This window comes from Streptomyces sp. YIM 121038 (genome assembly GCF_006088715.1).
Lineage (GTDB): Bacteria > Actinomycetota > Actinomycetes > Streptomycetales > Streptomycetaceae > Streptomyces.
In genome coordinates this window covers 3,893,621-3,917,307 of sequence record NZ_CP030771.1, presented here as the reverse complement: position 1 = coordinate 3,917,307, position 23,687 = coordinate 3,893,621, and the positions used below count along the sequence as shown (strand labels likewise).

Genomic DNA, 23,687 nt, shown 5'->3' with positions numbered 1-23,687 from the left:
GCGGACAGCGGAGGCAGACGTGCGCAAGGATTCCGCCGTGGCCGATGAACGCCCGCACCGACATCGTGCGGCGCCCGCGCCGGAGCCGGACGAGGAGTTGATGCGCGCGCTGTACCGCGAGCACGCCGGTCCGCTTCTCGCCTATGTGCTCCGGCTGGTGGCGGGAGACCGGCAGCGCGCCGAGGATGTCGTGCAGGAGACGCTCATCCGTGCCTGGAAGAACGCCGGTCAGCTCAACCGTGCGACCGGTTCGGTACGCCCCTGGCTGGTGACGGTCGCACGCCGCATCGTCATCGACGGCCACCGCAGCCGGCAGGCCCGGCCGCAGGAGGTCGACCCGTCGCCGCTGGAGGTCATCCCCGCGGAGGACGAGATCGATAAGGCGCTGTGGCTGATGACGCTGTCGGACGCGCTGGAGGACCTGACTCCCGCGCACCGGGAGGTACTTGTCGAGACCTACTTCAAAGGGCGTACGGTCAATGAGGCGGCCGAGACGCTGGGCATACCCAGTGGGACGGTGCGCTCGCGGGTCTTCTACGCGCTGCGCTCGATGAAGCTGGCTCTGGAGGAGCGGGGGGTGACGGCATGAGTACGCCGTACGACGCACACGGCCCTGACCGAGGGGGCCACGGCCCGCAGGGTCCCGAGGCGGTGCACGAGACCGTCGGCGCCTACGCCCTCGGCATCCTGGACGACGCGGAGGCCACCGAGTTCGAGGCGCACCTGGCGGGCTGCGAGATCTGCGCCCGGCAGCTGGAGGAGTTCGCCGGCATGGAGCCGATGCTGGCCGCCCTGGCGGACCTCCCCGGAGCGCACGGGTCGGCGGACCTCCCCGGGACGCCCGGCGCGCCCGGCGCGGACGGGACGCACGGGGCCCACGGGCCGCTCGGCGCGCCCGAAGGCCCGGACGCGGCCGTGCCCCGCCCGCGCGCACGGCCCGCCGTCGGCGAGCAGCTCGCCGCCCGGCCGGGCCCGCGCCTGGCCGAACGCCTCGTGGACGAGGTCGCGGAGCGGCGCGCGCGGCGGCGCAGGCGCGGTCTGTTCCTGGCCGCGGCGGCGGCCGCGCTGATCATCGGCGGGCCGCTCGCGGTCGTCGCGGTGGACGGCGACGACGGCTCGAAGGGGAAGGTGGCGATCGACCCGCACCCGACCTCGCCCGCCGAGGACGCCTTCTTCCACCACATGGAGGAGAAGAAGTCCGCCACCGATCCGAAGACCAAGGTCACCGCCACGGTCGGCACCGAGAAGAAGGCCTGGGGCACCCACACGGTCCTGGAGCTGAAGAACGTCAAGGGCCCGCTCAAGTGCTCCCTCGTCGCCGTCGGCAAGGACGGCGAGCGCGAGACCGTCTCGTCCTGGTCGGTCCCCAAGTGGGGCTACGGCATCAAGGACAGCTCGAACAAGTGGGCCCGCAACCCGCTGTACGTGCACGGCGGCGCGGCCTTCGACCGCGACGACATCGACCGCTTCGAGGTCACCACGTTCGGCGGCGAACGCCTCGTGGCGGTGGACGTCTGAGGCCCCGAAGGCCCCCGCCACCGCCCTGACCAGCGACGCCCCGGGTCACGGCCCGGCGTCGGACGGCGCACGAGACTGCACAAGCGGGGCCCCTTTCGCGTACGGTGGACGGCTGCTCAACACGAGCAGCAGCACGTCTTGAAAGGGGCCCCGGTGGCCGACGTACGCGACCGCGAGATCAGCGTCGAACAGGAACACCTCGACCAGGTCTACCGCCGCCTGGAGGAGAAGATCCACGAGGCCGAGTTCCTGATGAACGACGCCGCCCAGCGTTCCCAGGTCGGTACGCCGGGCGCGCTCGCCGAGCGTGACGCGCAGGTCTTCCGCGCGGGCATCCATCTCAACCGCCTCAACAACGAGTTCGAGGACTTCCTCTTCGGCCGCATCGACCTGCTCCTCGGCAAGGACGGCAAGAAGGGCCCGGACGGCGCCTACACGGCGGTCGAACCCGCCGAGGGCGTGGTCCGCCAGGACGCGTCGGGGCCGTGCGCCGACATCGCCGAGACCCTGCACATCGGCCGCATCGGCGTCCTCGACGCGGACTACTCGCCGCTGGTCATCGACTGGCGCGCGCCCGCCGCCGCCCCCTTCTACCGCTCCACCCCGGTGGACCCGGGGCGGGTCGTGCGCCGCCGCGTCATCCGCTCCAAGGGCCGCAAGGTGCTCGGCGTCGAGGACGACCTGATGCGCCCCGAGCTGACGGCGTACCTGGACGGCGAGGCGCTGGCCGTCGTCGGCGACGGCGCGCTCATGGCCGCGCTCGGGCAGGCCCGCAGCCACACCATGCGCGACATCGTGGCGTCCATCCAGGCCGAGCAGGACCAGGTCATCCGCGCGCCCGCCGCGTCCGTGACGTACGTGGAGGGCGGCCCGGGCACCGGCAAGACGGCGGTCGCGCTGCACCGTGCCGCGTACCTGCTCTACCAGGACCGCCGCCGCTACTCGGGCGGCATCCTCATCGTCTCCCCGACGCCCCTCCTCGTCGCCTACACGGAGGGCGTCCTGCCGTCCCTGGGCGAGGAGGGCCAGGTCGCCATCCGCGCGGTCGGCTCCCTCGTCGACGGCGTCGACGCCACGGTCTACGACAGCCCGGCGGTGGCCCGCGTCAAGGGCTCGTCCCGGATGCTGAAGGTCCTCCGCAAGGCGGCCAGGGGCGCCCTGGAGACCCCGCCCGCCCCGCCGGAGGCCCCCGCCGACGACGAGGACGCCCTGTTCCCCGCCCCGGCCGCCCCCGGCTCCGCCGCCCCGGCCGCGCCCGGCACCCCCACCCGACTGCGCGTCGTGGCGTTCAACAGGCGCCTGGAGCTCGACGCCGGGGAACTCGCCCGCGTCAGACGCATCGCGCTCGGCGGCACCGCCCCCGTCAACCTGCTGCGCCCCCGGGCCCGCAAGCTCCTCCTGGACGCCCTCTGGGACAAGTCCGGCGCGGCCGGCCGGCACAGCGACCCCGAACTCGCCGCCGAGCTCCGCTCGTCGTTCGACGAGGACATCACCACCGAGGACGCCTTCATCGCGTTCCTGGACGCGTGGTGGCCCGTCCTCACCCCGCGCGGCGTGCTGCGCGCGATGGCCGACGAGAAGCGCCTCGGGCGCTGGGCGCGCCGGGTGCTCAACCCGGGCGAGGTCCGCAAGCTGGCCCGCTCCCTGCGTCGCGAGACCTGCTCGGTGCACGACATCGCGCTCCTGGACGAGCTCCAGGCGATCCTCGGCACCCCCGCGCGGCCGAAGAAGAAGCGCGACCTCGACCCGCTGGACCAGCTCACCGGCCTCGACGAGCTGATGCCGGTGCGCGAGGAGTCCCAGCGCGAGCGGGCCGAGCGGCTCGCCGCCGAGCGCACCGAGTACGCGCACGTCATCGTCGACGAGGCCCAGGACCTCACCCCCATGCAGTGGCGCATGGTGGGCCGCCGCGGGCGCCACGCGACCTGGACGGTCGTGGGCGACCCGGCGCAGTCCTCCTGGTCCGACCCGGACGAGGCGGCGGCGGCGCGCGACGAGGCGCTCGGCACCCGCCCGCGCCGCCGCTTCACGCTGACCGTCAACTACCGCAACCCCGCCGAGATCGCCGATCTCGCCGCCAAGGTCCTGGCCCTGGCCATGCCCGGCTCCGAGTCCCCGTCCGCCGTCCGCTCCACGGGTGTCGAGCCGCGCTTCGCCGTCGTACGGGGCAAGGACCTCGGCCGGTCCGTGCGCGAGGAGGCGGCCCGGCTGCTCGACGAGGTCGAGGGGACCGTGGGCGTCGTCGTCGCCATGCACCGCCGCGACCAGGCGGCCCGCTGGCTGGCCGGGCTCGGCGAGCGCGTCGTGGCGCTGGGCAGCCTGGAGGCCAAGGGCCTGGAGTACGACGCGACGGTCGTCGTGTCGCCCGCGGAGATCGCCGACGAGTCCCCGGCGGGCCTGCGCGTCCTGTACGTCGCGCTGACCCGTGCCACCCAGCAGCTCACGGTCCTGTCGGGCGAGCGCGACGAGCCGGACGCGGACGGCGTGCCGGACCTGCTCAGGGAATGACCCCCTGCTACGGGAATTGCCTTACGGGATTCGTTTGTTACCGTTGATGTGACACCGGCTCGATCCAAGCCCCCGGGCCCAACCTTCGTCGCTACGAGCGACCACTTGCCGCGAGGCGAGCATGGCGGGTCGGTGTCACTTCGCGTAGGAGAGGTCCACGTCACCCGGTGACGTGGACCTCTTTTCGTTTCCCCGCACTTCTCGTATGGTGGAAACTGTTTTCCAAAATACATGTGAACAAAACGTTCTCAATCCGGGGCGGCTACCACGTACTCAGGGGTAGGTGCGACCATCGGACGGCAACAGCTACAAGGTGAAAGCAGAGGAAGTCCGCCATGGCAACGGCGCCCAGCGTCTCCTACTCGATGACGGTCAGGCTGGAGGTGCCCGCGAGCGGAACCGCGGTCTCCCAGCTCACCACGGCCGTGGAGTCCTCCGGCGGCTCCGTCACCGGCCTCGACGTCACGGCGTCCGGCCACGAGAAGCTGCGCATCGACGTCACGATCGCCGCGACGTCCACCGCGCACGCCGACGAGATCGTCGAGAAGCTGCGCGGCATCGAGGGCGTCACGCTCGGGAAGGTCTCCGACCGTACGTTCCTGATGCACCTCGGCGGCAAGATCGAGATGGCGTCCAAGCACCCCATCCGCAACCGCGACGACCTCTCCATGGTCTACACCCCGGGCGTGGCCCGCGTGTGCATGGCGATCGCCGAGAACCCCGAGGACGCCCGCCGCCTCACCATCAAGCGCAACTCCGTCGCGGTCGTCACGGACGGCTCGGCCGTCCTCGGCCTCGGCAACATCGGCCCCAAGGCCGCACTGCCCGTCATGGAGGGCAAGGCCGCCCTCTTCAAGCGCTTCGCGGGCATCGACGCCTGGCCGATCTGCCTGGACACCCAGGACTCCGACGCGATCGTCGAGATCGTCAAGGCCATCGCCCCGGGCTTCGCGGGCATCAACCTGGAGGACATCTCCGCGCCCCGCTGCTTCGAGATCGAGGCCCGGCTCCGCGAGGCCCTCGACATCCCCGTCTTCCACGACGACCAGCACGGCACCGCGATCGTCGTGCTCGCCGCGCTGACCAACGCCCTGCGCGTGGTCGGCAAGAGCATCGGTGACGTACGCGTCGTCATGTCCGGCGCCGGCGCGGCCGGTACGGCCATCCTGAAGCTGCTGCTCGCCGCGGGCGTCAAGCACGCCGTCGTCGCCGACATCCACGGCGTCGTGCACGCCGACCGCGCGGACCTGGTGGACGCCGCGGCCGACTCGCCGCTGCGCTGGATCGCCGACAACACCAACCCCGAGGGCGTCACCGGCAGCCTCAAGGAGGCTGTGCGCGGCGCCGACGTCTTCATCGGCGTCTCGGCGCCGAACGTGCTCGGCGGCGAGGACGTCGCGGCCATGGCCGACGGCGCCATCGTGTTCGCGCTCGCGAACCCGGACCCGGAGGTCGACCCGGCCATCGCCCGCCAGACGGCCGCGGTCGTGGCCACGGGCCGCTCGGACTTCCCGAACCAGATCAACAACGTCCTGGTCTTCCCCGGCGTCTTCCGCGGCCTGCTCGACGCCCAGTCGCGCACGGTCAACACCGAGATGATGCTGGCCGCGGCCACCGCCCTCGCGGACGTGGTGACCGAGGACGAGCTCAACCCGAACTACATCATCCCGAGCGTCTTCAACGACAAGGTCGCCGGAGCCGTCGCCGGGGCGGTGCGCACCGCGGCCAAGGCCGCGGGCGCGAGCGCGGCGGGCTGAGCCGCTCCCGCGGCCTGTGACAGGTGCCACGGCGCGTCGGCACGGCGCGTCGTGGAACACCGCCCTCAGCGGGCCTCTAGGGTGGCTGGGCGCGGTCCTGCGGGTCCGCGCCGCCCTGACCAGGCCCGCACGGCCTGCGGCACGGCACCGGGAGCGGACGGAGCGTCACCATTTCGAGGCACCTAGACGAAATGGGCGCTTTTCGTGTGACTCCCAGGGGTGCCGGATTGGCTTTCCCGCCGCAGGTGGGGGCAGGATGCGTCTCTGGGCGCGAGGGTCTGACCACGGACCCGGGTCCTGGGACTGACCGAGACCCTGGCAGCATCGGCTTCGCTGTTGCCTCACATGCGGCTCCGCCGCGTGGCACGCCTCAACGGCAAGAAGAACACGGGAGTACAAACATGAACCGCAGTGAGCTGGTGGCCGCGCTGGCCGACCGCGCCGAGGTGACCCGCAAGGACGCCGACGCCGTGCTGGCCGCGTTCGCCGAGACCGTCGGCGAGATCGTTGCCAAGGGCGACGAGAAGGTCACCATCCCCGGCTTCCTGACCTTCGAGCGCACCCACCGTGCCGCTCGCACCGCCCGCAACCCGCAGACCGGCGAGCCGATCAACATCCCGGCCGGTTACAGCGTCAAGGTCTCCGCGGGCAGCAAGCTCAAGGAAGCCGCCAAGGGCAAGTAAGTCCGTCTGCAGCCCTGAGGCTCATTCGGTACGCAGAAGGGGCGGCCACCTGGTTCAGGTGGCCGCCCCTTCGGCGTGGTGCTGTGCGCCTCGCTAGCCCAGCGCGGGCTCGCCGGGCAGCTCGACCTTCGCGCCGAGCGACACGAGCTTGTCCATGAAGTTCTCGTAGCCGCGGTTGATCAGGTCGATGCCGTGCACCCGGGACGTGCCCTGGGCGGCAAGGGCCGCGATCAGATACGAGAAGCCGCCGCGCAGGTCGGGAATGACCAGGTCGGCGCCCTGCAGCTTGGTGGGGCCGCTGACGACCGCGGAGTGCAGGAAGTTGCGCTGGCCGAAGCGGCAGTCGGAGCCGCCGAGGCACTCGCGGTAGAGCTGGATGTGGGCGCCCATCTGGTTCAGCGCCGAGGTGAAGCCGAGGCGGGACTCGTACACCGTCTCGTGGACGATGGACAGGCCCGTCGCCTGCGTCAGGGCGACGACGAGCGGCTGCTGCCAGTCGGTCTGGAAGCCGGGGTGGACGTCCGTCTCCAGGGCGATGGACTTCAGCTGGCCGCCGGGGTGCCAGAAGCGGATGCCCTCGTCGTCGATCTCGAAGGCGCCGCCGACCTTCCGGTACGTGTTCAGGAAGGTCATCATCGAGCGCTGCTGGGCGCCGCGGACGTAGATGTTGCCTTCGGTCGCCAGGGCCGCGGAAGCCCAGGAGGCGGCCTCCAGGCGGTCCGAGAGGGCGTGGTGGTTGTAGCCGCCGAGGCTGTCCACACCGGTGATCCGTATGGTCCGGTCGGTGTCCATGGCGATGATCGCGCCCATTTTCTGCAGGACGCAGATCAGGTCCTCGATCTCCGGCTCCACCGCGGCGTTGGAGAGCTCCGTCACACCCTCGGCGAGCACGGCCGTGAGCAGCACCTGCTCGGTGGCGCCCACGGAGGGGTACGGCAGCCGGATCTTGGTGCCGCGCAGGCGCTGCGGCGCTTCCAGGTACTGGCCGCCCTCGCGCTTCTCGATGGTCGCGCCGAACTGGCGGAGCACCTCGAAGTGGAAGTCGATGGGGCGGCCGCCGATGTCGCAGCCGCCGAGGCCCGGGATGAACGCGTGACCGAGGCGGTGCAGGAGCGGGCCGCAGAACAGGATCGGAATCCGCGAGGAACCCGCGTGCGCGTCGATGTCGGCGACGTTCGCACTTTCCACATGCGAGGGGTCGAGCACCAGCTCGCCCGGCTCCTCACCGGGGCGGACCGTCACGCCGTGCAGTTGCAGCAGACCGCGTACGACACGGACGTCGCGGATGTCGGGAACGTTGCGCAGACGGCTCGGAGCGCTGCCGAGCAGCGCGGCGACCATGGCCTTGGGCACGAGGTTCTTCGCGCCGCGGACACGGATCTCACCCTCCAGCGGGGTTCCGCCGTGGACAAGCAGTACGTCTTGGGTGCCGGTGACGGTCATGAATCTCGCGTTCCGAAGAGGTGGACGGGGGGATCAAAGGGAAAGCGTAATGGCCGCCCGCCCCCCGTCCGTAGGCCCGAGGGGGCCCAGGCACGTCATGAGTCGGCTACAACACGAACCGTACGGAACCGGACGCTCAGGGTCACCTTCCCCGCGCGCCGTCCGAACCGCCCGCGTACGCCCTGAACTGGGTGCACTTCCGTCAGGCCATTGCCTCCCCGGACGAGCCCCGGATGCGGGATCATGTCTGGCATGACCGAGGTGTCCTCGCTCACAGGGCGGCTGCTCGTGGCCACGCCGGCCCTGTCGGACCCCAATTTCGACCGTGCGGTGGTGCTGCTCCTCGACCACGACGAGGAGGGCTCGCTGGGCGTGGTCCTCAACCGCCCGACCCCGGTGGGCGTCGGCGACATCCTGGAGGGCTGGGGCGAGCTCGCGGGCGCGCCCGGCGTCGTCTTCCAGGGCGGCCCGGTCTCCCTGGACTCGGCGCTCGGCGTCGCGGTGATCCCCGGCGACGAGGGGGCCGTGCGCTCCCGGCGCCGCCCGTCCCGCGACGACCCCATCGGCTTCCGGCGGGTGCACGGCGCGATCGGCCTGGTCGACCTGGAGGCCCCGCCGGAGCTCCTGGCCGCCGCGCTCGGCTCCCTGCGGATCTTCGCGGGGTACGCGGGCTGGGGTCCGGGCCAGCTGGAGGACGAGCTGGTCGAGGGCGCGTGGTACGTGGTCGAGTCCGAGCCGGGCGACGTCTCCTCGCCCGACCCGGAGCGGCTGTGGCGCTCCGTGCTGCGGCGCCAGCGCAGCGAGCTCGCGATGGTGGCGACGTATCCGGACGACCCGTCGCTGAACTGACGCGGCGGTCCGAAGGCGCGACGCCCCGAAGGCGCAACGCCCCGAAGGCGCGAAGGCGCGGGGCCGGGGTGCGGTCAGCCGGTCGCCGTGCGCAGGTACCGCTCGGCGAGCGGATGCGGGTCGCGGGCCGGCACGGCCAGGTGGACGGTGACCGGGGGCGCGTTCTTCAGGCGCAGATAGCGCAGGCCCGGGTGGGAGTGGCGGCGGGCGACCGGCTCCGGGGCGACCCCGATGCCGTGGCCCGCGGCGACGGCCTCCAGCCACTCGTCGAAGTTGTCGGCGGTGCAGGCGAGCCGGGGGCGGCGGTCCGCGGGCCACAGCTCGGGGCGCGTGGTGCCGGTGACGGTGTTCACGACGAGCGGGTGCGCGGCGAGCTCCGCCCAGTCGAGGACGCGGCGGCCCGCGAGGGCCCCGGAGCCGCGGGCCACGGCGGCGACGCGCGGCTCGCGCAGCAGCACCCGGCCGCGGACCTCGGCCCCGGGCGGCAGGTCCCCGCGGACGACCGCCACGTCGCAGGCGCCCGAGGTGAGCCCCGCCAGGGGCTCGTCGCGCCGCACCAGGCGCACTACCGCCCCGGTCGCCGCCTTGAACGCGGTGGTGAGCGGCCCGCAGGCCTCCGGGAGCATCGAGGTGAAGCCGAGCCGGAGGGCCGGCCGCGCGGCACCCGGGGCGCGCAGGGCCCCGTCGAGGCGCGTGAGCAGCGGCGCGAGCTCGTCGCGCAGGCACCGCCCGGCCTCGGTGAGCTCCACGTGCCGGGTGGTGCGGTCGAGCAGCCGGGTGCCGACGGCCTCTTCGAGGGCCCGCACGGTCCGGGTGAGCGCGGGCTGTCCGATGCCGAGCGCCGCCGCGGCGTGCGTGAAGCTCAGCTCGTCGGCGACGGCGAGGAAGCCGCGCAGATGCCGCAGCTCCACGGTGTCCAGGGGGTCCTCGGGCGCCTTGGGATCCATGCTTCCTGAGCATAAACGCACCCCGGCGGGCATTTCCCCGCCGAACCGGAGACTGCCTACGTTTCCGTCGACGACGACGTGAGCGGGAACGAAGGGAGCTGGTGACCCGTGCGGAAGATCTGGCTGTTGATGCTGGGGGCCTTCACATTGGGGCTCGACGCGTATGTGATGGCGGGCCTCCTGCCCGTGGTCGCGGACGACCTGGACACGACCGTGTCCCTCGCCGGGCAGATGGTCACCGTCTTCACACTGGCGTACGCGGTGAGCGCGCCGCTCGTCGCGGGCCTGTTCGCGGGCGCCCGGCCGCGCGTGCTGCTCATCGCGGCGCTCGCCGTGTTCACGGTGGGCAACGCCCTGACCGCGCTCGCGCCCGGCCTCGCGGTGCTGCTCGTCGCCCGTGCCGTGGCGGGCGTGGGCGCCGGGGTGTACTCGGCGCTGTCCACGGCGGCCGCCGCCGCGCTCGCCGGACCGGAGCGGCGGGGCCGGGCGCTCGCCCTGGTGATGGGCGGGATGAGCTCGGGCACCGTGCTCGGCGTGCCGCTGGGGGTGCTGCTCGCCGACCACACCTCGTGGCGCTCGACCATGTGGCTGGTGACGGGGCTCGGCGCGGTCGCCCTCGCGGGCCTCGCGCTGGGCCTGCCCGAGATCCCCGCGCCGCCCGCCGTGCCGGTGCGGGCGCGGCTCGGGGCGCTCGCCGACCGGGCCGTCCTTCCCGTCGTGGGCGTGTCCTTCCTGGGGGCCGTGTCGAGCCTCGGCCTGTACACGTACCTCGCCCCGGTCCTGGACGCGGTGGGCGGCGTCGGCGAGGGCGAGGTGGCCCCGTACCTGTGGGCGTGGGGGATCGGCGGCGTGCTCGGCAGCGTGCTCGCGGGGCCGCTCGTGGACCGCACGGGCCGGGTGCTCGCCCTCGTGACGGGCGTGACCGCGCTCCTGGTCGTCTCGGAAGCCTCGCTTCCGCTCCTCGGGGCGGCGGCCTTCCCCGCCCTCGTGGTCTGGGGCGCGGCGGGCTGGGCCTTCCAGGTGCCGCAGCAGCACCGCCTGTTGGCGCTGAGCGCCGAGCGCGGCACGGTGGCCCTCGCCCTCAACAACTCCGCCCTCTACCTGGGCAGCGCGGTGGGCTCCGGCGTCGCGGGACTCGCCCTGTCGGCGGGCCTGGACGCGGGCGCGCTGCCGTGGGCGGCGGCCGGGGTCGCGGCCCTCGGCCTCGCCCTGCACCTGGTGACGGGGCGTCGCGCCCGCGGAGCCGACAGCCGCTGCCAGGACGCGCCGGGCGTGAGTACCCTTGGCACCTATGAGCACTCTTGAGCCCGAGCCCGAGCGCGGGGCAGGTACGGGGACCCTCGTAGAGCCGACGCCCCAGGTGTCGCACGGTGACGGCGACCACGAGCGCTATGCGCACTACGTCCAGAAGGACAAGATCATGGCGAGCGCGCTCGACGGGACCCCCGTCGTGGCGCTCTGCGGCAAGGTGTGGGTCCCCGGCCGCGACCCGAAGAAGTACCCCGTCTGTCCCATGTGCAAGGAGATCTACGAGTCCATGGGCGCCGGCGGCGACAAGGACAAGGGCGGCAAGGACGGCGGCAAGAAGTAGCCACCCGCCGACCCGGCCGACCACCGCGGGCCCCCGCAGCGTCCGACGGCGCGGCGGGGGCCCGCGCATGTCCGGATCCGGGCAGCGGCACGTCCGGTGAGACGCTCGAGCCCGTCCGGCGTTTGAGGACGAGGCGCGCAGCGCCGATGGCTGTTCAAGGCCCAGGGGCCAGACTCCGTTGCATATGCCGCAAAGGCTCTTTTGCCCCGCGCAATGCCGTGGCAGCCTCCTCCCCATGAGCTTCGAGCAACTGATCCCCGCGCCCGCACGCGCCGAGGGCACACCGGGCGGCACCGGCTTCACCGTCGACGGGTCGACCGCGCTCTGGGCGGGCCCGGGCACCGAGACCACCGAACGCTGGCTGCGCGCGACGCTGGGCGGCACGTTCCACCTCCCGCTCGCGCCGGGCGCGGAGACGGCGCCCGGCACCATCGTGCTGCGCGTCGACGACGAGGGCGGGGCGCGGGCGCCCGAGGCGTACCGCCTCACCGTCACCTCCGACCGCGTCGAGATCGTCGGCGGCGGCTCGGCCGGTGTCTTCTGGGGCGCCCAGACGCTGCGCCAACTGCTCGGCCCGGAGGCGTTCCGCCGGGCCCCGGTCGCCACGCAGGGCACGCTCACCGTCCCCGAGGGCGTCGTCGAGGACGCCCCCCGGTTCGGCTGGCGCGGCATGATGCTCGACGTGTCGCGGCACTTCATGTCCAAGGAAGGGGTCCTGCGCTATCTGGACCTCCTCGCCGCGCACAAGCTGAACGTCTTCCACTTCCACCTCACCGACGACCAGGGCTGGCGCCTGGAGATCAAGCGCTACCCCCGGCTCACCGAGGTGGGCGCGTGGCGCTCGCGCACCAAGTGGGGCCACCGCCAGTCGGACTTGTGGAACGAGACCCCGCACGGCGGCTTCTACAGCCAGGAGGACATCCGCGAGATCGTCGCGTACGCCACGGCCCGGCACATCACCGTCGTACCGGAGATCGAGGTTCCGGGCCACTCGCAGGCCGCCATCGCCGCCTATCCGGAACTCGGCAACGCCGACGTCATCGACACGAACGCGCTGTCCGTCTGGGACAACTGGGGCGTCACGCCGAACGTGCTCGCGCCCACCGAGGACACCCTCCGCTTCTACGAAGGGGTCTTCGAGGAGGTCCTGGAGCTGTTCCCGTCGACGTTCATCCACGTCGGCGGCGACGAGTGCCCCAAGGAGCAGTGGAAGGACTCCCAGGTCGCGCAGGAGCAGATCGAGCGGCTGGGGGTCAGCAACGAGGACGAGCTGCAGAGCTGGTTCATCCAGCACTTCGACAAGTGGCTGGCCGCGCGCGGGCGTCGGCTCATCGGCTGGGACGAGATCCTGGAGGGCGGGCTCGCGGAGGGCGCGGCCGTGTCCTCCTGGCGCGGGTACAGCGGCGGCATCGCGGCGGCCAAGGCGGGCCACGACGTCGTCATGTGTCCCGAGCAGCACGTGTATCTGGACCACCGTCAGCACGGCGGCGCGGACGAGCCGGTGCCCATCGGCTGGGTGCGCACCCTGGAGGACGTCTACCGCTTCGAGCCGGTGCCGGACAAGCTCACCGCCGAGGAGGCCCGGCACGTGCTCGGCACCCAGGCCAACGTGTGGACCGAGGTCATGGAGAACGAAGACCGCGTGGACTACCAGGTCTTCCCCAGGCTCGCGGCGCTCTCCGAGGTCGCCTGGAGCGAGCTGCCCGCGCCCGCCGAGCGCGACTTCGCGGCCTTCGAGGAGCGAATGACGGCCCACTACGCGCGACTTGACGCCCTCGGGGTGTCCTACCGCCCGCCGGGCGGCCCGCTGCCCTGGCAGCAGCGTCCCGGCGTGTTCGGACGCCCGATCGAGGGGGCGCCCCCAATCGTGTGAGGTCCGCCCCGCGCACGTGCTCCTGGCGGCCCGCCCTGCGACTGTGGGCCGCCAGGAGAAAGCCGTACAAGGCTCACCGAAGAGTGGCAATTCCCGCCGACCGGCGAGGGAGTGCGAAAACGGCATATCCCCCAGGTCTGCGGACGAACGTCTCCTAGCGGACCCCCGCGCCGGGGCCCGGTGAAGATGTGCCAGAGTTGCCACGTCCGGGTTGTGAGCACGTACCGTACGGCGGAACAGGCGTAACGGTGAGCGCGGCACGCAAGTGGCCGGGCCATCGGGAAGGGGCAGCCGGTTTTGACCACGCACGCACCGCGGGCGGCGCAGGGGGCGCAGTCTGTGTCGCTGCCCGCCACGCTCGACGAGGCCGTCGCGGCGCTCGCCGCCGTGCCCGCAGCCGTGCCCGTCGCGGGCGGCACGGACCTGATGTCGTCGGTCAACGCCGGCCTGCTGCGCCCCGCCGCGCTCGTCGGCCTCGGCCGCATCAGCGAGATCCGCGGCTGGCAGTACCAGGACGGGCACGCCCTGCTCGGCGCCGGGCTCACGCACGCGCGCATGGGACGCCCGGACTTCGCGGCGCTCATCCCGGCGCTCGCCGCGGCCGCGCGCGCCGCCGGACCCCCGCCGATCCGCAACGCGGGCACCCTCGGCGGCAACATCGCCTCCGCCGCGCCGACCGGCGACTCGCTGCCCGTACTCGCCGCGCTCGAAGCCGTGTTGATCATCGTGGGCCCCGGCGGCTCCCGCCGCGAGGTCCCGGTCTCGCACCTGCTCGCGGGCATGGAGATGCTCCAGCCCGGCGAACTCATCGGATTTGTCCGCGTACCGCTCCTGCACGCCCCCCAGGTCTTCCTGAAGGCCACGGGGCGCACCGGACCCGGCCGCGCCATCGCGTCCGTCGCGCTGGTCCTCGACCCCGCGCGCCGGGGCGTGCGATGCGCGGTGGGGGCGATCGCGCCCATGCCCCTACGCCCCCTGGAGGCGGAGCAGTGGGTGGCCGGGCTCATCGACTGGGACGGCGAGCGCGGGCTCGTGCCGGAGGCCCTCGCGGCGTTCGGTGACTACGTGGCCGCGGCGTGCATCCCGGACCAGCCGCCCGCCGAGGACGGCAGCGAGCGGCCGCACCCGCCCGCCGTACTGCATCTGCGGCGCACCGTCGCCGCGCTGGCCCGACGAGCACTGGGGAGGGCGCTGTCGTGACCGACGCTCAGAGGAACGGGGCGGGCGGCGGCTGGCAGCCGCACCCGCAGGGCGAGTACGACGCCGACGCCACGGCGTTCGTCCAGCTCCCGGAGGGCGCTGTCGACGCGGTGAGCACGCCGCTCGCCGCCCCCGGGCACGGCTATGTGCCGCCGCAGATAACGGTCGCGCCGACCGCCGCCGACGCCACCGACCCCGCCGCCACGGGCGTGTGGGTGCTGCCCCCGGAGATCACCGGGGTCGCGCCCGCGCCCGTCGACGCCCCGGTCGCGAACTGGCCTGACCCCGCCGGGCAGCCCGGCCTTCCGGTCCACGAGGCGTACGACGGGCCGGGCCACGAGCCGCACGGTGCGCATGAGCCGCACGGTCCGCACGGTTCGTACGAGCAGCACGTCCAGGACGCCTACGACCCGCGTGCCACCGGCCAGTGGACCTTCCCGGACGCGGTGCCGCAGGAGCAGCCCGCTCCGGGGCATCCGCACGCGCCCGCGCCCGCCGCGCACGACGTGACCGGGCAGTGGTCCATCCCCGTAGCGGATGGTGATCTTCCGGACGAATCGGGCGAGTTCACCACCTCGTCCCTCGCGCAGCAGTGGGGTGGTACGCCGCCCGCGACGCTGCCCGGGGGTGCGCCCGCGCCCTGGGCGTCGGCGCTCGCGGCGATGCCGGAGCCGATGGTTCCGCAAGCGCCGGAGGCCTTCGCCGAGCAGCCCTTCGCCGAGCAGCCACCGCTGGAGCAGCCACCGCTGGAGCAGCCACCGCTGGAGCAGCCACCGCTGGAGCAGCCACCGGTGGGGCAGCCCCCGCTGGGGTCGCCCCCGGTCGAGCAGCCTCAGGGCGAGCAGCCCCCCGTGGAGCCGCCCGCCGTCGAGGAGACCCCCTTCGAGCGGACCGCCAAGCTGTTCGTCGTCGAGCGGCGTCCCGATGGCTCGCTCGGCCCCAGGGGCGGCGTACCGGAGGAGGCGGCGGAGCCCCAGCCGCTGGTCGCGCCGGAGCCGGAGCCCTTCGTGGCGCCGGAGCCGCAGCTCGTGAGCGCGCCGGAGCCCGTCACCGCCGAGCCGGAGCCGCCGGTCGCCCAGGAACCCGAGCCCGAGCCCGCCCCCGTGGCGGCCGAGGTCCCGGCCCCGGTCGAACTCCCGGAAGCCCCGGCCCTGGTGGAGCCCGCCGTTCCGGAGGAGCCGGTCGCCGCTCCGGAGGAGCCCGAGGCCGAGGCCCCGGCCCCCGCGCCGGAAGCCGCGCCGGAGCCGGAGCCCGAGCTGGCGCCCGCGCCCGAGCCGGCCCCCGTGTCGGAGGAGCCCGCGCCGGAGGCGTCCGCGCCCGCGCCGGAGCAAGGGCCCGCGCCCGCGCCGGAAGCCGGGCTCGCGGGCGAACCCGCCCCGGTGCCCCACCCGGAGCCCGCCTCGGAAACCGCCCCGGAGCCCGCCCCCGCGATCGAGGCGGACGCGGCCCCACCGGCCGAGGCCGGGCCCGACGCGGTGGCCGACGTACAGGAGGCGGCGGCCGAGGCGGCGCCCGTGCGGCCGGAAGCCCCGGCCGAGCCGCGGCCCCACCACGACGAACACCCCCTCGTCTCCTACGTCCTGCGCGTCAACGGCGCCGACCGGCCCGTCACCGACGCCTGGATCGGCGAGTCGCTCCTGTACGTGCTGCGCGAGCGGCTCGGCCTCGCGGGCGCCAAGGACGGCTGCTCGCAGGGCGAGTGCGGGGCCTGCAACGTCCAGGTGGACGGCCGCCTCGTGGCCTCCTGCCTGGTGCCCGCCGCCACCACGGCGAGCAGCGAGGTGCGCACCGTCGAGGGCCTCGCCGCCGACGGGCAGCCCTCCGACGTCCAGCGGGCCCTCGCCAACTGCGGCGCCGTGCAGTGCGGCTTCTGCGTCCCGGGCATGGCCATGACGCTGCACGACCTCCTGGAGGGCAACCCCGCGCCCAGCGACCTGGAGGCCCGCCGCGCCCTGTGCGGCAACCTGTGCCGCTGCTCGGGCTACCGCGGCGTGCTCGACGCGGTGCGCGACGTCGTCGCCGAGCGCGCGGCCAAGGGCGCCGCCGAGCAGGAGCAGGACGGGCAGGCCGCCGGGCAGACGCGCATCCCGCACCAGGCGGGCCCGTACGGGCAGGACGGAGAGCAGGCGTGACCGGCGTGACCGACGAAGCCGTCACCACCCCCGGAGGGGCCGAGCAACTGCCGCGCGGCATCGGCTCCTCGCTGCCGTCGGCGGACATCAGGGCCAAGACGGAGGGCACCTTCCCCTACGCCTCCGACCTGTGGGCCGAGGGCCTGCTGTGGGCGGCCGTCCTGCGCTCCCCGCACGCCCACGCGCGCGTGGTGTCCATCGACACCACCCACGCGCGCGAGCTGCCGGGCGTCCGCGCGGTCGTCACGCACGAGGACGTGCCGGGCGCGGCCCTGCACGGCCGGTGGAGCGCCGACCGCCCGGTCTTCGCCGCCGACGTCGTGCGCCACCACGGCGAGCCCATCGCCGCCGTCGCCGCCGACCACCCGGACACCGCCCGCATGGCCGCCGCCGCGATCATCGTCGAGTACGAGGCCCTCGACCCGGTCACCGACCCCGAGCAGGCCTTCGAGGCGCCGCCGCTGCACCCGGACGGCAATCTGATCCGGCACATCCCGCTGCGCCACGGCGACCCGGAGGCGACCGGCGAGGTCGTCGTCGAGGGCCTGTACCGCATCGGCCGCCAGGACCCCGCGCCGATCGGCGCGGAGGCGGGGCTCGCGGTGCCGCGCCCGGACGGCGGTGTCGAGCTGTACGTCGCCTCGACGGACCCGCACGGCGACCGCGACCGCGCGGCCGCCGTCTACGGCCTGGCGCCGGACCTGGTGAAGGTCGTCGTCACGGGCGTGCCCGGCGCCACCGCCGACCGCGAGGACCCGGGCTTCCAGCTGCCGCTCGGCCTGCTCGCCCTGAAGACGGGCTGCCCCGTCAAGCTCACCGCGACGCGCGAGGAGTCCTTCCTCGGCCACGCCCACCGCCACCCCACGCTGCTGCGCTACCGCCACCACGCGGACGCGGAGGGCAAGTTGGTGAAGGTGGAGGCGCAGATCCTGCTCGACGGGGGCGCGTACGCGGACACCTCGGCGCAGGTGCTCGCCGCCGCCGTCTCCTTCGCCTGCGGCCCGTACGTCGTCCCGAACGCCTTCATCGAGGGCTGGGTGGTGCGGACGAACAACCCGCCCTCCGGACACGTGCGCGGCGAGGGCGCCTTCCAGGTCTGCGCGGCGTACGAGGCGCAGATGGACAAGCTCGCCAAGAAGCTGGGCGTCGACCCGGCCGAGGTGCGGCTGCGCAACGCGATGGCGACCGGCGACGTCCTGCCCACGGGACAGACCGTGACCTGCCCGGCCCCGACGGCCGAACTGCTCACGGCCGTACGGGACTTCCCGCTGCCGGAGCTGCCGAAGGACACCCCGCAGGAGGAGTGGCTGCTGCCCGGCGGCCCCGAGGGCGCGGGCGAACCGGCCGCCGTGCGGCGCGGCGTCGGCTACGGCCTCGGCATGGTCCAGCTCCTCGGCGCCGAGGGCGCCGACGAGGTCTCCACGGCCACGGTGAAGGTCCACGACGGCGTGGCGACGGTCATCTGCGCGGCCGTCGAGACCGGCCAGGGCTTCGCGACGCTCGCCCGCCAGATCGTCCAGGAGACCCTGGGCATCGACGACGTGCGCGTGGCCCCCGTGGACACCGACCAGCCCCCGTCGGGCCCGAGCTGCCACGGCCGCCACACCTGGGTGTCGGGCGGCGCGGTGGAGCGGGCCGCGAAGATGGTCCGCACCCAGCTCCTCCAGCCCCTGGCGCACAAGTTCGGCATGTCCACCGAGCTGCTCCAGATCGCCGACGGCAAGATCACCTCGTACGACGGCGTCCTCTCCACGACCGTGGAGGAGGCGATGGAGGGCAAGGAGCTGTGGGCCACGGCCCAGTGCCGTCCGCACCCCACCGAGCCGCTCGACGCCGACGGGCAGGGCGACGCCTTCGTGGGCATGGCCTTCTGCGCGATCCGCGCGGTCGTGGACGTGGACATCGAGATCGGCTCGGTACGGGTCGTGGAGCTGGCGGTCGCCCAGGACGTCGGCCGGGTCCTCAACCCCGCGCAGCTGCGGGTCCGCATCGAGGCGGGCGTCACCCAGGGCCTGGGCGCGGCGCTCACGGAGAACCTCCGCACCCCGCGCGGCATCGTCCGCCACCCCGACCTGACGGGCTACGCCCTGCCGACCGCCCTGGACGCGCCGGACATCCGCATCGTCAAGCTCGTCGAGGAGCGCGACGTCGTCGCCCCCTTCGGCGCGAAGGCGGCCAGCGCGGTGCCGGTGGTCACCTCCCCGGCCGCGATCGCGTCGGCGGTGCGGGCGGCGACGGGCCGCCCCGTGAACCGGCTGCCGATCCGGCCGCAGGCCGCGGTGGGGGCGGAGCTGGCCTGAGCCGCGTTCCGCCCACCGGAAGGGAACGCGTTCCGTCCACCGGAAGACGTTCCGCTCACCGGAAAAGAAGAGGAGCTCCGGCCGGCCCTGCGATACGTTCGCGCGCGTGAACGCACACACGGGTACGGACGGCGTCATCCTCATCACCGGCATCATGGCAGCGGGCAAGTCCACGGTCGCGCAGGCCCTCGCGGAGCGCCTGCCGCGCGCGGCGCACGTACGGGGTGACGTGTTCCGCCGCATGATCGTCTCCGGCCGCGAGGAGTACGAGCCCGGCGCGGGCGGCGCGGCCGAGGCCCAACTCCGGCTGCGCTACGGCCTGTCGGCGGCCACGGCCGACGCGTACGCCGCGGCGGGCTTCACCGCGGTCGTCCAGGACGTCGTCCTGGGCGCGGAGCTGCAGCGCTACGTCGACCTGGTGCGGACCCGCCCCCTGTACGTCGTCGTCCTCGCCCCGCGCCCCGACGCGGTCGCCGCCCGCGAGGCCGCCCGCGGCAAGACCGGCTACGGCGAGTGGACCGTCGAGGCCCTCGACGCCGGTCTGCGCGCCGAGACCCCGCGCATCGGACTGTGGCTGGACAGCTCGGAGTTGACGGCGGATCAGACGGTGACGGAGCTCCTCGCGCGCCTGGACGAGGCCGCGGTGGCCTGAGCGCGGAATGTCTCGTACCGGCGCCCGTACGGTAGCGAGGACGTTCCAGGCTCTCCATGACCGCATAAATCCCTTTTAATTCGGGCGAGTTGCAGGGCACCATCGGAAGAGTCCCGAACCACTCAACGCACGATCCGACTCGCTACGGGGGAGATACGTCATGGGGGATGACAACGACACGGGCTGGGGCTGACGGTCCCGCACTCTGAAGACGCGCAAGGGGCGGCTCCGGTTGGAGCCGCCCTCACTCGTGCTCGGGCCCGTGGTCAGCCCGCTCCCGCCAGGGCGTGGTCGAGGAGGACGTCCGCCGCCGCCCGTGCGTGCCGGCCGTAGTCCGCGTCGTCGAGGACCATGGCGCGGCTGGCCGCGCCGTCCGCGAGGGTGGCCAGCTGTTCGGCGAGCGCGAGGGGATCGCGGCAGCCCAGCTCCGTCACCAGGGCGGTGATCAGGTGGACCATGCGCAGCTTCTGCTCCCGGGCGTAGGAGTGCACCGCGCTCGCCGGGTCGGGGAACTCCGCGGCGGCGTCGATGAACGGGCATCCGCGCACGGGGGCCGCGCCCGCGTCCGCCGCCGACGGATCCGTGTCCGTGTCCGGGCCCGTCACCGTCGGGTCCGCGTCCGTCACCGGCGGGTCGAACAGCTTGCGGATCCGCTCGCGCGGAGGGATGTCCTCGCGGGTCAGCACGCCCTCCAGGGTGGCGCCCGACAGGACGAGGCCCTGCAAGTGGGCCATGACCAGATCGTTCTTGGTGCGGAAGTGCGCGTAGAGCGTCCGCTTGGACACCGGCGCCTCCTCCGCGATCTGTTCCATGCCGGTCGCGTTGATGCCCTGCGCCGCGAACAGCCGGGCGGCGGCGGCCAGGACGCGCTCGCGCCCGCCGCGTCCGCGCCGCGGGGGCGGCGTGGCGGTCGTGTCGGCGGTCGTGCTCCCGGGTGCGCTCATGGGGGAAGTATACGCGCGCGTTTACTTCGGCCGGAGGATCGCGTTAGGGTGGCGCCTGCATGTAAACGGTCCCGTTTACATCTGCTCCCTCTCGTCAAGGAGTCCCATGAGCACGTTCGTCGCCACCGAGCCGAGCGGCTGGGCGGAGAAGGTGATACGCGGCCGCCGCGCGACCCGCGCGTTCCGTCCGGACCCCGTGCCCGAGGACACGCTGCGCCGGATCTTCGCGCTGGCCGCCGCCGCGCCGTCCAACTCCAACGCGCAGCCGTGGCAGGTGGAGGTGGTGAGCGGCGCGGCACGTCAGCGCCTGGCCGCCGCCTTGCGGACGGCCCACGCCGAGGGGCGCACCTCGGCGGACTTCCCGTACGCCGAGGAGATGTACGCGCCGGTGCACCGGGCGCGCCGGGCCGCGTTCGGCGCCGAGCTGTACGGAGCGCTGGGCATCGGCCCCGACGACCACGCGGGCCGCGCGGCCTACGACGCGGAGAGCCTGGCCTTCTACGGCGCGCCCCACGTGGCGTTCCTCTTCGTCCACGGCGACGGCGAGGCGCGCCTCGCCGCGGACGTCGGCGCCTATCTGCAGACGCTGCTCCTGGCGATGACCGCGTACGGCGTGGACAGCTGCCCGCAGGGGCTGCTGAGCTTCTACGCCGACACGGTCCGCGCCGAACTCGGCGTCACCGGAGGGAAGCTGCTCGTCGGCGTCTCCTTCGGCCACGCCGACGAGGCCGCGCCGGTGAACCGGGTGCGGACCGGGCGGGCTCCGGTCGAGTCGACCACGGCCTTCCACCACTAGGGCCTGCGCTAGCGCCGCACCGTCACGACCGCGCCCGGTTCCAGCCGCTCGTACACCCACCGAGCGTCGGCCGACCGGAGCCCGATGGAGCCCCGGGTGGCGTCCCGCACGCCGGGCGCGTTCTCCGCGTACGTCATCGCGAGGATGAAGTTGCTCCGGCCGTCCGGCCCGCGCAGCTCCACCACCCACGGCAAGGACACGTCGTACTCCTGCCCCAGACCCACCGACTCGCTGGTGAGCCGCTTCATGCGGTACTTGGCGACGACCGTCATCCGGCCCGTGCGCGTCGGGTGGGACTCCTTGCCGGAGGAGACGGGCACGCTCCGCCCGCCCAGGGCCAGCGTGCGCGAGCCGAGGTCGACGGTCGCGGCGGGCGCGGCGGCGGAGCGCGTGGCGGGCGCGGCGGGCGGCGCGGGCCGTGCGTCGGAGCCGTCCCCGAGGGCGCTGGTGAGGCCGAGCGCGAGGGCGGCCACGGCGACGGCGGCGCCCCCCGCGAGGGCGGCCCGCCGGCGCCGCCGCCGGGCCGCGGCGCGGCGGCGGACCTGGGCGCCGGCCATGGGCGCGGGCGCCGCACCGCTCCCGGCGAGCGCGCGGAGGGCGGCGGAAAGGTCCGGGGCGGACTGCTCCGGGGCGGACTGCTCCGGGGCGGACTGCCCAGGGGCGGCGGGCTGCGGGACGGCGGAGTCGGAAAAGGACGGCTCGCGGGACAGGTCATCGGACACGGCCGGTCTCCTTCTCGCTGGGCGGCCCGCCGAGGGCGGCACGGGGCCCGCCGAGCGCGGCGCCGGGTCCGCCGAGCGCGGTGGCGGGCCCGCCGACGGCGTCGGCCTCGCTCACGGTGAGCAGCTTCGCGAGCGCCGCGCGCCCGCGCGCGAGGCGGGCCTTGACCGTCCCCGTGGGGGCACCGGTCTCCGCGGCCACCTGGTCCACGCTGAGGTCGCACAGGTGGTGCAGCACGATCGCGAGGCGCTGGGCGTCGGGCAGCTGCCGCAGGGCCGCCACCAGGGCGAGGTGTTCGGGGTCCGGGCCCGGCGCGTGCTCGGGCGGCGGGGTGCGGCGCACGAGGTCGAGCCAGCGCCGGGCCCGCCGCCAGTGGCTGACGGCGAGGCGCATGGCGACCGTGCGGATCCACGCCTCCGGGGCCTCGGTGGCGAGGAAGTCGCGCCGCCGGTCCCAGGCGCGGACGAAGGCCTCCTGGACGACGTCCTGGGCCTGCCCGTGGTCCCCGGTGAACGCGTACACCTGGCCGACGACGCGCGGGAACGCCGACGCGTAGAACACGTCGAACTCGTCCTCCGTCATGCCGCCCCCGAGGTCCCGAAAACTTTCCCGCACGGCATGCAACCCGGTGGCCCCCGGCGTGCGTACAGGTCGCGTACATCGAAGCACACCACACAGGGGGGCTCTGTTGAGCGGGGCGAGCACGGGAACCAGGGGACAGCGCGGGACCAGGGGCAACGCCCGGATCTGGGGCCGCAGGGGAGCCGCGGCGGCGCTCGGCGCGCTGCTGCTCGCGGGCTGCGGGGGCGGCGGCGGAGAGGGCGGCGCGGGCGGCACGGGCGGCGCCGAGGGCGACAAGCCCGCCGCGGCGGCCCCGGCCGCCAAGCCGTCCCCGCGCGCGAAGCCGCTGCCGGAGGCGCTGCGCGAGGGCGCCAAGGTCAACCTCTTCGACGGCCAGACGGTCGGCGTCGGCATGCCGGTGTCGGTGACGTTCGCCCGGCCGGTCCCGGCGTCGGAGCGCGCCGCGGTCGAGAAGCGTCTGAAGGTCACCACGGACAACGGCACGACCGGCTCCTGGAGCTGGGTCAAGGACCGCAACCTGCACGAAGGGCAGCGGATCGACTACCGCCCCCGGTCGTACTGGAAGCCCGGTACGAAGATCACCGTCCGGGCGGGCAGGGCCATCGACACGACGGTCACCGTGGGCCGCTCCCTGGTGGCCACCGTCGACGTGCGCAGCCACACCATGACCGTCGTGAAGGCCGGGGCGACGCGCCGCGTGCCGATCACGGCGGGCGCTCCGGGGATGGACACCTGGAACGGCACGATGGTCGTCTCCGACAAGCAGCGCCGCGTCCTCATGGACTCCCGGACCGTCGGCTACGGAGACGCGTACAAGGGCTACTACGACTACGCGGTGCACCTGACGACGTCGGGCACGTATCTGCACCAGAACCCGAAGGCCAACACGTTCGCGGGGAACAGCAACGTGACGCACGGCTGCATAGGCCTCGCCACGGACGGCACGGCGCGGCGCTTCTACGAAGAGGTGATCCCCGGGGACGTCGTCCGTGTCACCGGCTCCACGGAGACGGTGGCCGCGGGGAACGGGTACGGCGACTGGAACGTGCCGTGGGACCAATGGAAGGCGGGCAGCGCCCTGTAGGCGCCGCCCGCTCCGTCCTGGAGGCCGTGACCGGAATCGAACCGGTGTGCTTCGCTTTGCAGGCGAATCCCTAAACCACTCGGGCACACGGCCAAGCTGTGCTCTCTT

20 protein-coding genes and 1 tRNA gene are annotated in these 23,687 nt (G+C 73.9%); 15 read left to right on the top strand and 6 right to left on the bottom strand.

What is annotated here, in order from left to right:
• Positions 1-19: 19 nt before the first annotated feature.
• The 5 genes from C9F11_RS16410 (at position 20) to C9F11_RS16390 (ending at position 6,466) form a co-directional block, all read left to right on the top strand.
• Positions 20-589, top strand: a complete 570-nt coding sequence (locus C9F11_RS16410; protein WP_138959997.1) for a sigma-70 family RNA polymerase sigma factor — start codon at positions 20-22, stop codon at positions 587-589.
• Positions 586-1,518: a zf-HC2 domain-containing protein gene (locus tag C9F11_RS16405; protein ID WP_138959996.1), complete on the top strand. Its 933-nt coding sequence runs from the start codon at positions 586-588 to the stop codon at positions 1,516-1,518. Before C9F11_RS16410 ends, C9F11_RS16405 begins: the two co-directional genes overlap by 4 nt.
• 153 nt (positions 1,519-1,671) lie before the next feature.
• Positions 1,672-4,026 (top strand): UvrD-helicase domain-containing protein, encoded by a 2,355-nt coding sequence (locus C9F11_RS16400; RefSeq protein WP_171075750.1) that lies wholly within the window; start codon positions 1,672-1,674, stop codon positions 4,024-4,026.
• A 335-nt stretch (positions 4,027-4,361) separates the two neighbouring features.
• The gene (locus C9F11_RS16395) at positions 4,362-5,783 is read left to right on the top strand and encodes an NAD-dependent malic enzyme (RefSeq protein WP_138959994.1); all 1,422 of its coding nucleotides are present in this window, start codon (positions 4,362-4,364) and stop codon (positions 5,781-5,783) included.
• A gap of 401 nt (positions 5,784-6,184) precedes the next feature.
• Positions 6,185-6,466: an HU family DNA-binding protein gene (locus tag C9F11_RS16390; RefSeq protein WP_016645140.1), complete on the top strand. Its 282-nt coding sequence runs from the start codon at positions 6,185-6,187 to the stop codon at positions 6,464-6,466.
• 93 nt (positions 6,467-6,559) lie between these two features.
• Here C9F11_RS16390 and murA read toward each other — a convergent pair whose 3' ends face one another.
• Positions 6,560-7,909 carry a UDP-N-acetylglucosamine 1-carboxyvinyltransferase gene (gene murA / locus C9F11_RS16385; RefSeq protein WP_138959993.1) on the bottom strand — a complete coding sequence of 450 codons (1,350 nt, stop codon included), beginning with the start codon at positions 7,907-7,909 and terminating at the stop codon, positions 6,560-6,562.
• Positions 7,910-8,161: 252 nt separating this feature from the next.
• Between murA and C9F11_RS16380 the strand changes: the two genes are divergently transcribed.
• Positions 8,162-8,758, top strand: coding sequence for a YqgE/AlgH family protein (locus C9F11_RS16380; protein ID WP_172384443.1), 597 nt, complete (start codon positions 8,162-8,164; stop codon positions 8,756-8,758).
• A 74-nt stretch (positions 8,759-8,832) separates the two neighbouring features.
• On the opposite strand, the gene C9F11_RS16375 is transcribed toward C9F11_RS16380, so the two are convergent.
• The gene (locus C9F11_RS16375) at positions 8,833-9,705 is read right to left on the bottom strand and encodes a LysR family transcriptional regulator (RefSeq protein ID WP_138959991.1); all 873 of its coding nucleotides are present in this window, start codon (positions 9,703-9,705) and stop codon (positions 8,833-8,835) included.
• A 108-nt stretch (positions 9,706-9,813) separates the two neighbouring features.
• Here C9F11_RS16375 and C9F11_RS16370 point away from each other — a divergent pair, with 108 nt between their 5' ends.
• From C9F11_RS16370 to C9F11_RS16340, 7 genes are all read left to right on the top strand, one after another.
• Positions 9,814-11,010: an MFS transporter gene (locus C9F11_RS16370; RefSeq protein WP_138959990.1), complete on the top strand. Its 1,197-nt coding sequence runs from the start codon at positions 9,814-9,816 to the stop codon at positions 11,008-11,010.
• Complete coding sequence (locus C9F11_RS16365) at positions 10,997-11,296, top strand: DUF3039 domain-containing protein (RefSeq protein ID WP_037825937.1); 300 nt, start codon at positions 10,997-10,999, stop codon at positions 11,294-11,296. The genes C9F11_RS16370 and C9F11_RS16365 overlap by 14 nt, the downstream gene beginning before the upstream one ends.
• 235 nt (positions 11,297-11,531) lie before the next feature.
• A complete protein-coding gene (locus tag C9F11_RS16360) occupies positions 11,532-13,169 on the top strand; it encodes a beta-N-acetylhexosaminidase (RefSeq protein WP_138959989.1) in 1,638 nt (545 codons plus the stop codon).
• 297 nt (positions 13,170-13,466) lie between these two features.
• Positions 13,467-14,369, top strand: a complete 903-nt coding sequence (locus C9F11_RS16355; RefSeq protein WP_138959988.1) for an FAD binding domain-containing protein — start codon at positions 13,467-13,469, stop codon at positions 14,367-14,369.
• Positions 14,366-16,501, top strand: a complete 2,136-nt coding sequence (locus C9F11_RS16350; protein ID WP_249401760.1) for a 2Fe-2S iron-sulfur cluster-binding protein — start codon at positions 14,366-14,368, stop codon at positions 16,499-16,501. The genes C9F11_RS16355 and C9F11_RS16350 overlap by 4 nt, the downstream gene beginning before the upstream one ends.
• Entirely contained in the window at positions 16,498-18,801 is a 2,304-nt protein-coding gene (locus C9F11_RS16345) for a molybdopterin cofactor-binding domain-containing protein (RefSeq protein WP_249401759.1), read from the top strand. The genes C9F11_RS16350 and C9F11_RS16345 overlap by 4 nt, the downstream gene beginning before the upstream one ends.
• 106 nt (positions 18,802-18,907) lie before the next feature.
• Complete coding sequence (locus C9F11_RS16340; RefSeq protein ID WP_138959987.1) at positions 18,908-19,453, top strand: AAA family ATPase; 546 nt, start codon at positions 18,908-18,910, stop codon at positions 19,451-19,453.
• 266 nt (positions 19,454-19,719) lie between these two features.
• On the opposite strand, the gene C9F11_RS16335 is transcribed toward C9F11_RS16340, so the two are convergent.
• On the bottom strand, positions 19,720-20,397 hold the full coding sequence (locus C9F11_RS16335; protein ID WP_138959986.1) for a TetR family transcriptional regulator: 678 nt from the start codon (positions 20,395-20,397) through the stop codon (positions 19,720-19,722).
• Between the two features lie 106 nt (positions 20,398-20,503).
• Here C9F11_RS16335 and C9F11_RS16330 point away from each other — a divergent pair, with 106 nt between their 5' ends.
• Complete coding sequence (locus C9F11_RS16330; RefSeq protein ID WP_138959985.1) at positions 20,504-21,193, top strand: nitroreductase; 690 nt, start codon at positions 20,504-20,506, stop codon at positions 21,191-21,193.
• A gap of 8 nt (positions 21,194-21,201) precedes the next feature.
• Here C9F11_RS16330 and C9F11_RS16325 read toward each other — a convergent pair whose 3' ends face one another.
• Positions 21,202-21,915, bottom strand: a complete 714-nt coding sequence (locus tag C9F11_RS16325; protein ID WP_138959984.1) for a L,D-transpeptidase — start codon at positions 21,913-21,915, stop codon at positions 21,202-21,204.
• Positions 21,905-22,495: a SigE family RNA polymerase sigma factor gene (locus tag C9F11_RS16320; RefSeq protein ID WP_138959983.1), complete on the bottom strand. Its 591-nt coding sequence runs from the start codon at positions 22,493-22,495 to the stop codon at positions 21,905-21,907. The genes C9F11_RS16325 and C9F11_RS16320 overlap by 11 nt, the downstream gene beginning before the upstream one ends.
• A 106-nt stretch (positions 22,496-22,601) precedes the next feature.
• Between C9F11_RS16320 and C9F11_RS47395 the strand changes: the two genes are divergently transcribed.
• Positions 22,602-23,579, top strand: coding sequence for a L,D-transpeptidase (locus tag C9F11_RS47395; RefSeq protein ID WP_249401758.1), 978 nt, complete (start codon positions 22,602-22,604; stop codon positions 23,577-23,579).
• A gap of 18 nt (positions 23,580-23,597) precedes the next feature.
• Here C9F11_RS47395 and C9F11_RS16310 read toward each other — a convergent pair.
• Positions 23,598-23,672 (bottom strand) — tRNA-Cys (locus C9F11_RS16310).
• Positions 23,673-23,687 lie beyond the last annotated feature (15 nt).